Annotated in this window: 10 protein-coding genes; 7 read left to right on the top strand and 3 right to left on the bottom strand. The window is 70.4% G+C overall.

The window, feature by feature from the left end; all coding sequences use genetic code 11:
* Positions 1–30 precede the first annotated feature (30 nt).
* Positions 31–1,233: an IS110 family transposase gene (locus Q5425_RS45300; RefSeq protein ID WP_308678656.1), complete on the top strand. Its 1,203-nt coding sequence runs from the start codon at positions 31–33 to the stop codon at positions 1,231–1,233.
* Between the two features lie 121 nt (positions 1,234–1,354).
* Entirely contained in the window at positions 1,355–3,520 is a 2,166-nt protein-coding gene (locus tag Q5425_RS45295) for an NB-ARC domain-containing protein (protein ID WP_308678654.1), read from the top strand.
* An 11-nt stretch (positions 3,521–3,531) separates the two neighbouring features.
* Here the strand turns inward: Q5425_RS45295 and Q5425_RS45290 are convergent, their stop codons facing one another.
* Complete coding sequence (locus Q5425_RS45290) at positions 3,532–4,284, bottom strand: helix-turn-helix transcriptional regulator (protein ID WP_308678653.1); 753 nt, start codon at positions 4,282–4,284, stop codon at positions 3,532–3,534.
* A gap of 53 nt (positions 4,285–4,337) precedes the next feature.
* On the opposite strand from Q5425_RS45290, the gene Q5425_RS45285 reads away from it, so the two are divergent.
* Positions 4,338–5,582, top strand: a complete 1,245-nt coding sequence (locus tag Q5425_RS45285; protein ID WP_308678652.1) for an MFS transporter — start codon at positions 4,338–4,340, stop codon at positions 5,580–5,582.
* Here Q5425_RS45285 and Q5425_RS45280 read toward each other — a convergent pair.
* The gene (locus Q5425_RS45280; RefSeq protein ID WP_308678740.1) at positions 5,561–6,247 is read right to left on the bottom strand and encodes a GntR family transcriptional regulator; all 687 of its coding nucleotides are present in this window, start codon (positions 6,245–6,247) and stop codon (positions 5,561–5,563) included. The genes Q5425_RS45285 and Q5425_RS45280 overlap by 22 nt on opposite strands.
* Positions 6,248–6,367: 120 nt before the next feature.
* Between Q5425_RS45280 and Q5425_RS45275 the strand changes: the two genes are divergently transcribed.
* A complete protein-coding gene (locus Q5425_RS45275) occupies positions 6,368–7,369 on the top strand; it encodes a YbhB/YbcL family Raf kinase inhibitor-like protein (RefSeq protein WP_308678651.1) in 1,002 nt (333 codons plus the stop codon).
* Positions 7,370–7,374: 5 nt separating this feature from the next.
* Here Q5425_RS45275 and Q5425_RS45270 read toward each other — a convergent pair whose 3' ends face one another.
* On the bottom strand, positions 7,375–7,989 hold the full coding sequence (locus tag Q5425_RS45270; RefSeq protein ID WP_308678650.1) for a TetR/AcrR family transcriptional regulator: 615 nt from the start codon (positions 7,987–7,989) through the stop codon (positions 7,375–7,377).
* A gap of 81 nt (positions 7,990–8,070) precedes the next feature.
* On the opposite strand from Q5425_RS45270, the gene Q5425_RS45265 reads away from it, so the two are divergent.
* The 3 genes from Q5425_RS45265 to Q5425_RS45255 are packed head-to-tail and all read left to right on the top strand — an operon-like array spanning position 8,071 to position 11,436.
* Complete coding sequence (locus Q5425_RS45265) at positions 8,071–9,297, top strand: amidohydrolase family protein (protein ID WP_308678648.1); 1,227 nt, start codon at positions 8,071–8,073, stop codon at positions 9,295–9,297.
* Entirely contained in the window at positions 9,294–10,148 is an 855-nt protein-coding gene (locus Q5425_RS45260) for an alpha/beta hydrolase-fold protein (protein WP_308678647.1), read from the top strand. Before Q5425_RS45265 ends, Q5425_RS45260 begins: the two co-directional genes overlap by 4 nt.
* The gene (locus Q5425_RS45255; protein WP_308678646.1) at positions 10,138–11,436 is read left to right on the top strand and encodes an FAD-dependent oxidoreductase; all 1,299 of its coding nucleotides are present in this window, start codon (positions 10,138–10,140) and stop codon (positions 11,434–11,436) included. Before Q5425_RS45260 ends, Q5425_RS45255 begins: the two co-directional genes overlap by 11 nt.
* The last annotated feature ends 45 nt before the right edge of the window (positions 11,437–11,481 follow it).

Genomic DNA, 11,481 nt, shown 5'->3' with positions numbered 1-11,481 from the left:
CGTCTGTGGGTGACGTGGTGAGCTCGAGCGATGGAGGTGGTCGTGCCCCGGATCTGGGCCGGCGTGGACATCGGCAAGGAACACCATCACTGCGTGGTGATCAACGACAACGGCGAGCGGCTGCTGTCGCGGCGAGTCCGCAACGACGAAACAGAGCTGCTGGCCCTGATGGCCGACGTTCTCGCGATCGACGCCGACGCACTGTGGGCGATTGATATGAACTGTGGTGGTGCGGCGCTGCTGATCGGGTTGTTGGTCAACCACGACCAGCAGCTGGTCTACATCACCGGGCTGAAAGTCCACCGCGCCGCCGGAACCTACCGTGGTGAAGGCAAAACCGACGCCAAGGACGCGTTCGTCATCGCTGATCAGGCCCGGGTCCGCCGTGATCTCGGGCCGCTGCGGGCCGGAGACGAGATCGCCGTCGACCTGCGGACCCTGACCAACCGGCGCACCGACCTGATCTGCGACCGTACCCGGGCGATCAACCGGATCCGCCACCAGTTGCTGGAGTACTTCCCCGCGCTGGAACGCAGCCTCGACCTGTCCCGCAAAGGACACCTGCTGCTGCTCACCGGCTACCAGACCCCCGACGCGATCCGCAGGCTGGGCGAGCAGCGCCTGGCCCAGTGGCTGCGGCACCGCAAGGCCCGCAACGCCGACACGGTTGCCCACGCAGCGATCGAAGCCGCTGCGGCGCAGCACACCACGCTGCCGGGGCAGCAGCTCGCCGCGGCGATGGTCGAGCGGCTGGCCAAGGGGGTGATTGCCCTCAACACCGAAATCGCGGAGATCGACGCGATGATCGAGGAACGGTTTCGCCGGCACCGTCACGCCGAGGTGATGCTTACTCTGCCCGGCTTCGGGCCGACTCTCGCCGCGGAGTTCCTCGCCGCGACCGGTGGTGAGATGACCGCGTTTGGCTCGGTCGACCGTCTCGCCGGCTACGCCGGTCTCGCGCCCGTGCCCCGCGACTCCGGCCGCATCCACGGCAATCTGCGACGACCACGCCGCTATCACCGCGGTCTGCTGCGTGCCTGTTACCTTGCCGCCATGGCCAGTCTGCCGGCCTGCCCGACCTCCAAGGCTTACTACCAGCGCAAACGGGCCGAGGGAAAGCGGCACGAGCAGGCACTGCTCTGCCTTGCCCGCCGCCGCCTCAACGTGTTGTGGGCCATGCTCCGCGACCACGCTGACTATCACGCTTCACCCCCGATCCCGGCGGCTGCGTGACTTGACAATCCCCATGGGGAAGTCCTTTGCACGATTCCGACTGGGAGCCGTGAGCTTACCCTGGGGAGGGCCGTGCCCTCCCCGGTGTTGCGGGCCGTATCGACGCATCGCTCAGAAAGGCATGACCACGGCCATGGATCCGACAAGTGCCCGGACCGGAAACTTCGCCGACGTCCACGATGTCGGCTCGGTGGTGCAAGCCGGGACGATTCAGCACGTCTCCGTCACGGGAACGAACCGATGGTGGCCGGCTCTCGCCGTACCCCGGCAGCTCCCGCAGACCATGCCCGGTTTCACAGGCCGGCAGGAGCAATTGCGATTCCTGGACGCGCAACTGCCGGCAGAGGACCGGGACAACCACCCGGAGGCCGTCGTGATCACAGCGGTCGACGGAACCGGCGGCGTCGGCAAGACAACGCTGGCGCTGCACTGGGCGCACCAGGTCGAGCCGCTGTTCCCCGACGGGAGCCTCTTCGTCAACCTCCGCGGTTACGGGCCCGGCGACCCACTGTCCGCAGGGGAGGCATTGGAGGGATTCTTGCAGGCCCTCGGCGTGCCGGGCGAGATGATTCCTCCCCGGACCGAGAGCCGAGCCGGCCTGTACCGGTCGCTGCTCGCGGGCAAGCGGATGCTGATCGTCCTGGACAACGCGAACACCGCCGGCCAGGTCCGGCCGCTGCTCCCGGGTAATTCCGGCTGCTTGGTCCTGGTGACCAGCCGGGCCTCCCTGACCGGGCTGGTCGTCACCACCTCGGCTCGCCGGATGGCCCTGGACCTCATGGATCCGGACGAGGCCAGAAGCATGCTGCGGACCTTCATCGGCGCCGATGTCTCCGCAGCGAGCCCGGGCCGAGTGGACGAACTGATCAAGCTTTGCGCGAGATTGCCCCTGGCCTTGCGCATCGCGGCCGCTCGCGTTGCCGAGGGCGACCTCACCATCGCCGACCTCGTCGCGGAACTCACCGACGAACGAGCTCGCTTGGACACGCTGAGCATGTCCGATGACGAAGAAGCGACGGTCCGCGCGGTGTTCGAAGGCTCCTACCGCACGCTCGACCCCGCCACGTCACGGGTGTTTCGGCTGCTGGGCCTGATCCCGGGGCCGGACATCGGCACCCACGCCGCCGCGGCTCTCGCCGGACTCGATCTGCCGGCTATCCGGCGGCTGCTGAGCAAGCTGGCCACCGCTCACCTCATCGAACCGGCCGGACGGCACCGGTATCGCATCCACGATCTGCTGCACAGCTATGCCGCCGAACGAGCCGGCCTCGAGAACACACGGGTCGAGCGCGAGCAGGCACAGCGCCGGTTGGTCGAGTGGTACGCCCAGCAGGTGGCAGCGGCGAAACTGATCACCCATCCACCGTCCTCGGCCGACCCCTTCCGGGAGCCGATCGCGGAGGACCTGCCGCTACTGGAGCTGTCCTCGATCGACGACGCCACCGCTTGGTGGGACGACGAAGCCACCAACGTTTCCGCAATCCTGCGCTGGAGTTCCACGAACACGGCGCTCTTCAAGCTGACTGTGATGTTGCTGTACGGGGCGGCAGGGACCTTCACCCGCCGAGGACGGTGGACCGACGTCGTCGACGTCCTCGAGTCGACCGTGGCGGCGGCACAACGCAGTGGCGACCAGGTCATCGAAGCTCACCTGCTCTGTCAGCTGGCCGAATTCCTCTGGGACATGCCCGAGCGCAACGCCGTCCGGGCCATCGAAGTGGCTGAACAGGGCCTGGCACTGGCGGAACGCCTCGGCCGGCCGTCGATCATGTGCTGGGCGCTCAACACCTTGGCCTTGATCAGCCTCGCCCAGCGTCGATACGCCGACGCCGTCCGCCACCTGCAGCGAGCGCTCCCGTTGAGTGACGGATATCAGAATGGGCGCATGGAGGGTGTCATCGAAGGCAACCTCAGTGAAGCCCATACCCACCTGGGCAACCACGAACAGGCCATCGACCACGCCGAACGGGAGCGGGTGCTGCGCCGGCGAGCCGGTGACGTCGAAGGCCTCGAGTTCGCCTCTCCCTTTCACTTCGCACTGGCGTACCAGAGCCACGGCCGGCACGCCGAAGCCGTGCGAATCTGCGATGACGCGCTCGCTCGACTCCGGAAGCACCGGGACCATCCCAGGAGTGCCGGCAGGCTCCTCGACGTCATGGCGGGTTCACTCGTCGTGCTGGGTGATCACCGACGCGCGACGGCTTGCTGGGAGGAAGCTCTGGCGGTCTACGAAGTGTTCGACCTTCCCCGTGCCGCCGAAGTTCGTGCGCAGCTGCGAGGAGAATGACCCAGGCCCACCTACGGCAGCCGGCCGGACTTCCGCGGCTGACGCCGAGGTCGCGCGGCTCGGTAGCTGCCCGGGGTCTGGCCCATGGTGCGGGTGAACGTCTCCACGAACGCGCTCGGCGTGGACCAGCCGCAGCGGTGTGCGGTCTGGGTGACGCCGGCGCCCTCGGCGAGCTGGATCATCGCGTGGAACACGCGGGTCGTGGTGCGCCACTGCGGGTAGGTGGTGCCGAACTCGAGGCGGAACAGCCGGGACAGCGTGCGCTCGCTCGTGCCCGTGCGGCGGGCCAGCCACGCCGTCGTGCGGGGGCGGCTGAGGTCGTCGGTGACGAGGCGGCAAGCGTGGGCCAGGCGGGGGTCGCGGGCCTCGGGCAGGGTCAGCGGCTGGTCGTGGGCGCGGCGGAGCCGGTCGCGCAGCACCGCGTGGAGCCGGCCGGCCTCGTCGGTGCCGAGGCCGGGTTCGGTGGCGGCGATGAGCAGTTCGCGCAGCAGCGCGCTGACCGCGACGACGGTCGGTGCGGTGCCGTCCAGCGGCTCGTCGTGGACGGGGAACATCAGGGTGAGGACCTCGGTGGCGCCGTAGACGCGGTGTTCGTGCCAGGTACCGGCGGGCATCCAGACGGCGCGGTCGGCGCAGGCGACCCACGCGCCGCGGTCGGTCCGGACCGCCAGCACGCCCCGGATGACGTACACGAGCTGGTGTTCGTCGTGCCGGTGCCGTTCGATGACCTGCCCGGCCGCGTGCCGGTGGCGGTTTTCCGACACAACTCGACAGATTATCGGAAGTGCCGCCCCGCGGCGGCTGCGAACGTGAGCGCATGACGACCAGCGCGCCGAAGAACCGGCTCCGCCGGATCGCCGTGGACACCCGTCCGCTGGCGGATCCCGTGTTCCGCCGGACTTTCCTCGGTCAAGGCGCCGCCGTGGTCGGGACGATGGTTACCGAAGTCGCCGTGCCGGTGCAGCTCTACGACCTCTCGCACTCGTCGTTCGACGTCGGTCTCGCCGGGCTGGCCGGGCTCCTCCCGATCCTGGTGTTCGGGCTCTACGGCGGCGCCATCGCCGACGCCGTGGACCGGCGGCGCCTGTACCTGCTCTCCTCGGCGCTCACCTGGACGGTCACGCTCGCGTTGCTCGCCCAGGCGGTGGCCGGGCTCCGGTCGGTGCCGCTGATCCTCGCGCTCGTCGCCGTGCAGTCCGGCGGCTTCGCCGTGTCGTCCGCGGTCCGCGGCGCCATCGTCCCCGCCCTCGTCCCGCCGGAACTGGTGCCCGCGGCGAACTCGCTGAGCTACACCGCCTCGACGGTCGGGCAGGTGGTGGGTCCACTCGTCGCCGGTGTCCTCATCGGACTCCCGAACGGGTTCTGCTACGCCTACGGCGCGGACGCGGTGTTGTTCACCGCCGCGCTCTACGCCACCTTCCGGCTCCCCGCCCTGCCCTCGGCGGACCCGATCGGCCGTCCCGGGCTGCGGTCGGTCCTCGACGGCCTGCGCTTCCTCGCCGGCCGCCGGGTCCTGCTGATGTCGTTCCTGCTCGACGTCGCCGCGATGGTGCTGGCCATGCCGACCGCCCTGTTCCCCGAAGCCGCCGAGACGCGGTGGCACGGGGGAGCCGGCCTGCTGTACTCCTCGATCGCGATCGGCTCGGTCCTCGCCGGGCTGTCCGGCGGCTGGATCGGCCGGGTGCGGCGCCAAGGCGTCGCCCTCGCCGCGGCGGTGGCGGTCTGGGCGGGCGCCGTCGCGCTGGCGGGGCTCGCTCCGAGCCTGTGGCTCGCGGCGGCGCTGCTCGTCGTCGCCGGCGCGGCCGACCTCGTCAGCGCGGTGTACCGGCAGACGATCCTGCAGACCGCCGTCCCCGACCGGATGCGCGGCCGGTTGCAGGGGGTGTACACGGTCGTCGTCGCCGGCGGTCCCCGCCTCGGCGACCTCCGCGCCGGGATCATGGCTTCGGCGTTGCCGCTCGTCGTGGCCTGGTCCGGAACCGCGCTCGCGTGCGTGGTGCTCGTCCTGGCCGGCGCCGTCCTGGTGAAATCGTTCTGGCGCTACACGCCTGCCGGTCGTTGACGGCCCGGCCGGTGCTCAGGCTTCGCGCCGGGGGTTTCGGCCAGCCCGGCCGCGGTCAGGGTGAGGTGCTGGGCCAGCGCGGCAGCGGCGGCGTCGGCGTCCCGCGCGAGTGCGGCTTCCTCCAGCCGGCGGTGTTCAGCAAGGTGGTCCCGGCCGGGGGTGCGGTGGGCCGACCAGCGGCGGGCGAGTTCGCTCGCGGTCCACATCCGGTCGAAGGTCTCCAGGAGCATCGTGTTGCCGCAGCCCTCCAGCAGGGTGCGGTGGAAGATCCGGTGCGCTTCGGCCCAGGCGTCGCTGTAGTGCTCGCCTTCGGCGGGGAGGAACGGCGGCGTGCGGGCGAGACGGTGGTGGGCGGCGCGCACGCGGGCCTCCCAGTCCACGTCGCCGCGCTCGACGGACATGCGCAGGACCACCGGCTCGACGGCCCGCCGGGCCTCCGCGATCTCCTGCCAGCGGCGATCGGAGAAGGCCGGGACGGCGAAGCCACGGTTGGGCAGGCGGTCGGCGAGGCCCTCGCCGACCAGGCGCACGAGCGCCTCCCGCACGACCACCAGGCTCACCCCCTGCTCCTTGGCGAGGTCCTGGGGTTTCAGCGCGGCGCCGGGGGCATGGGCACCGTGCATGATCGCGCTCCGCAAGTGCGCGTAGACCTGCTCGGAGAGCATCGGCTTGTCCGGCGAACTCGTTCGCGTCATGCCCTGAAGTATAGATGAAGGAGAAGATAATCGATTATCGGTGCTATGGTCGATCAAGCGCGACCCGGCGCAGCAGAAAGGAACGACACGATGACCGTCAACGACCCGTTCGCCCGGCTTCCCGAGGTGGCCACCTTCACCGTGGCCGGCCGCACCGTCACCGACGGTGCGGCGTGGCCCGCCGAACACCTCTCCGCCGCTCTTCCCGGCGGGAAGGACCTCTCTCCGCAGCTGTCCTGGAGCGGCGCGCCCGAAGGCACCAAGAGCTACGCGGTGACCGTCTACGACCCGGACGCCCCCACCGGGTCCGGGTTCTGGCACTGGGCGGTCGCCGACATCCCCGCCACCTGCACCGAGCTGCCCGAGGGCGCGGGCGACGACACCGGGCCGGGCCTGCCGGAGGGTGCGTTCCAGCTACCCAACGACGCCCGCGTCGCCCGTTTCCTCGGCGCCGCCCCGCCGGCCGGCCACGGCCCGCACCGCTACTTCGTCGTGGTGCACGCTCTCGACGTCGAGTCCATCGGCATCCCGGCCGACGCCACCCCGGCTGTCCTCGGCTTCACGATGACCTCGCACACCCTCGCCCGCGCGGTCCTGGTGGCCACGGCGGAAACGCCGGGTCCGGAACGCATCGAAGCCTCCCGGCTCATCCCGGCACCGGCCGACGCCGTCTTCGCGGTGTTGACCGATCCGAAGGGCCACGTGGACATCGACGCGTCGGGAACGCTCATGGACGCCGAAGGAGCCCCGGTCACCCGGCCCGGCGACCGGTTCGTGGTCCACATGGACCGGGAAGCCCTCGGCGACGTGCCGCTGGGGAGGTACGACGTCGAGGTCGTCATCACCAAGCTCATCCCGGGCGAGGAGATCGCGTGGACGGTGGAGGGCCGAGTCCCGCCGCACGCCCGCCACACCTTCGGCTACCGGCTGGAGCGGGCCGGCGACGGCACGCGCGTCACTTCGTACTACGACTGGTCGGAAGTGGACGAGGAGTGGCGCAAGCGCGTCGACTTCCCGGTGGTCTCCGAGCCGGCCATCAAGGCGACGCTGGGGATTTTGGAACGCACGGTGCGCCGGAATGCGGCCGCCTGAAGGGTTCAGCTCGCCGAAGGAGCCGCCCCGGACCGACCTCTGTCCGATGTGGATCGGTCCTTGCTCATGCGCAGGATCAAGGCGAGCGCGTCGTCGGAGCGGGCGGCCGGAGTCAGGACTTCCTGCAAAAGCAGGCCACGAATCGCGGCAATGGTGACGGTGGCCAAAGTCAGCGCTTCCCCGGTGTCGAGCCCTTCGCGTTCCGCGAGCGAGGCCAGCATCCTGGTCAGGTCGTCGAGCGAGGCGACGAACTCGCGGAAGTCCTCCGGGCTGTACGCGGCCAGTCCGACGACGTGGAAGAAGCCGCGGACGCGCGACAGCTGCTCCGGGCGGGTGTACGCCCGCCAGATCGCCACGACGAGGTCGTCGAAGGTGCCCTGCCGGGCGGTCTCGAGCAGTGCCTCGTTGTCCCGGGATCGCTGGGCCTTCAGCATGGCCGCCAAGACGCCCGGGAGTGACCCGAAGTGGTAGCGCAAGAGGGCGTGGCTGGTCTCGGTCTTGGCGGCGATCTCGCGAAGCGACACCTCCGGGGCGGGAAGGCCCTGCTCGAAGGCGTCGAGAAGCCGGGCCAGGAGCCGCTCGCGTGCGTCGCCGGTGCGTTCCGTACTTGACAGGGTCACTCCCACAGTTTATCCATTGGAAAAGAAGCGCCGTGTGGCTCACACATGGTCGCAGCCGGCGCCGGTGGAGGGAACGAACTCGTGGGACGGTGTCAAGTGGTCGGCGCGACGGTCGTCGACGGATCGGGGTGCGACCCGGTCCACGTCGACGTCGGCATCGAAGACGGGCAGATCACCCAGGTCGGTGCCGCCGGCGCACGCGGCGAGCGCCTCGACGCCGCAGGCCTGACGATGACGCCGGGCCTGATCGACGCCCACGTCCACTTGGGCCTGTCGAGCCCGATCCAGCCGCAGTTCTCGTTCCGGATCAGCGCCGCCGAGCTCGCGGCGGACATCTTCGCCACGGCCGGCGCGGCGCTCGACGCCGGCTTCACCACCGTCCGGGACACCGGCGGGGTCGACGGCGGCCTCGTCACCACGATCGCGAAGGGCAAGGTCAGGGGGCCACGCGTCCTGTCGTGCGGGCCGGTTCAGTGCCAGCTCGGCGGGCACGGCTACTACGGAGCCGACTGGGAACCCACCGAGCTGTGGAGCAGCCACCACCTGCCCGGCCTGTGCGCCCTGTCCATGATGTCGGGCAACGCCGACGAGCTGCGGCGCAACGTGCGCGAGGCCTTCCGCCGCGGAGCCTCCTTCCTGAAGCTCTGCGTGACCGGCGGCGTGGTCGGCGCCCACGACCGGCTGACCGACACCCAGTTCACCGTCGAGGAGATCGCCGTCGCCGTCCAGGAAGCCGCGGCGCGGGGCACCTACGTGACGGTGCACGCCCACAACAACGACGGCATCCGGAACGCGATCGAGGCCGGGGCGCGCTGCGTCGAGCACGGCACCGACCTCGACGAACCCACGGCCACCCTGATGGCCACGCGCGGGGTCGCCCTCGTGCCCACGTTCGCCGTCGTCGAGCAACTGCTGCACGACACCGCCGGAGCGGGCCTCGACGCATCGACCCGCGATCGGGTGCTGGGTGTTCGTGAGCGGATGACCGAGGCGCTCGCGGTCGCCAAGGAGGCCGGAGTGCGGATCGGGCTGGGCTCCGATCTCATCGGCCCGGCTCAGGACCGCCGTGGCGAAGAGCTCAAGTTGCGCGCAAAGCTCGAAACCCCGATGGAAGCCCTCGTGGCGGCCACCAAGACCAACGCCGAGATCCTCGGCCTGCCCGGCCAGGTCGGTGTCATCGCTCCCGGCGCGCAGGCCGACCTCGTGTTGTGGAACGGCAACCCGGTCGAAGACCCGGAGCTGTTCGCTGATCCCGCCAACGCCGTCCTCGTTCTCCAGGCCGGCCGAATTGTGAAGGACCTCCGATGAGCACCATGTGGCAGGGCTGCCTCGCCGACACCGACTACTTCGAGCTGCGGTCCAGCGGCGGGCACGACTACGGCGTCTGGGTCACCACGCCACCGGGCTACGACCCCGCCACGACGCCGGCGCCGGCCGTGTACGTGCTCGACGGCAACTGGGCCGTGGGCATGACGGCCCCGCTCATCGTCACCCAGAAAGACCCCATGCAGCAGATCCGGCCCTACCTCCAAGTCAGCGTCGGCTACGCGGGCGAGGACGCCCAGCACTGGGCCCGGCTGCGCAACAGGGACCTCGTACCACCCGGCGAGCCCATCGCCCAGGAGTTCGTCGACGCCGTGGAGACGGGAATCCGGACGGGTTCGATGACCCGCGAGGAAGCCGACGCCTACCTCGCCGAATTGAAGGACACCCGGGCCGATGCGTTCCTGGCCTTCCTCACCGCGGAACTGCACCCCCGGATCGCGCGCGACTACGGCACCGCCGCGAGCGGTCACGGCCTTTTCGGCTACTCCTACGGCGGGCTCTTCAGCCTCTACACCTGGCTCACCGGCAGCACGCTCTTCGAGAGCATCGGCGCGGGCAGCCCCGGTGTCGTCGGTGAAGACAGCCAGGTCTTCGCGATGCTCGAAGAAATGGGCGACAGCCTGCCCGCCGCTCAGCTCCACCTGACCCTCAACGACCGGGAGCTCCTCGGAGACCTGCCCGTCTACCAGAACCTCACGAAGAACGCGGCCACCGTCCTGCACCGCCTGACGGCCCGCGGCGGAGCCGTCACCAGCGCGGTCCTGCGCGAAACGCACGTGACCGGCCTGCAGGCCTCGTTCCTCAGCTACCTCAGGACCTGCCGTGCCCGGTGAGCGCCGGAGTGCCGATGTGGTCGTGATCGGGGCCGGGGTGATCGGTTCGTCGATCGCCCTCGAGCTGGCCCGGGCGGGGCACCGGGTTGCCGTGCTCGATCGGGCCGCCGGGGCCGGCCAGGGGTCGACCTCGGCGTCGAGTGCGATCGTCCGGTTCAACTTCTCCACCACCGCCGGGGTGGCGACGGCGTGGGAGGCGCACTTCGGCTGGCTCGACTGGGCCGGCCACCTCGGGCACGATGTCGGCGACCTCGCGGTGTTCCGCCGGAGCGGGCTGGTCATGCTGGACGTCGAGGCGGCTCCGCGCACGTCCTGGCTTCCGCTGTTCGACGAGATCGGCGTTCCCTACGAGGAATGGGACAGCACGACCTTGGCCGAGCGCGTTCCCGGTATCAACACCGGCCGCTATTGGCCGCCGAAGCGGCTCGACGACGAGGAATTCTGGGAGGACGCACAACACTCGCTCGGCGGCGTGTACACCCCGGACGCCGGTTACGTCTCGGACCCGAGCCTCGCCGCCGTGAACCTCGCGGCCGCGGCCTCGGCGTGCGGGGCGGAGTTCCGCTTCCGCAGCACGGTGACAGCGGTGGAGCAGGCCGGCGGGCGCGTGACGTCGGTGCGGCTGTCGGACGGCACCCGGATCCCCTGTGCCGTCGTGGTCAACGCGGCCGGTCCGTGGTCGGGCGCGGTGAATCGCTTGGCCGGCGTGGGTGCCGGCTTCACGGTCGGGGTGCGCCCGATGAGGCAGGAAGTGGCGCACGTGCCGGTCCGGGAGGGCTATGGCGGGCCGGTGGTGGCGGACATGGATCTGGGCACCTATTTCCGCGGTGAAGCGGGCGGGGACCTGCTCGTCGGCGGCACGGAACCGGAGTGCGATCCGCTGCAGTGGACCGACGACCCGGACGCCGTCGGCATTCACCCGACGGCCGCGGTCTTCGAGGCTCAGGTGACACGGGCCGCGCGGCGGTTGCCCGACCTGGCGGTGCCCAACCGGGCGCGCGGCGTGGTGGGCGTTTACGACGTCGCCGACGATTGGACACCGATCTACGACCGCACCGGGCTCGAGGGTTTCTACCTCGCGATCGGAACGAGCGGCAACCAGTTCAAGAACGCGCCGGTCGTGGGGCAGCTGATGACGGAGCTGATCAACCGGGTGGAGAGCGGCGCCGACCACGACGCCGTGCCCGTCCGGTTCCGGGCTCCGCGCACCGGCCTGGAGATCGACCTGGGTGCGTTCTCCCGCAAGCGCAACCGGAACACCGCGAACTCGGGCACGGTGCTGGGCTGAGCCGGAATTCGGACGAGGCGTGGCGTCCGGATGCGGACGCCGCGG

Source organism: Amycolatopsis sp. A133, assembly GCF_031082405.1.
Classification (GTDB): domain Bacteria; phylum Actinomycetota; class Actinomycetes; order Mycobacteriales; family Pseudonocardiaceae; genus Amycolatopsis.
The sequence above is the reverse complement of the archived record's forward strand: the minus strand, read 5'-3'. Positions and strand labels throughout refer to the sequence as shown.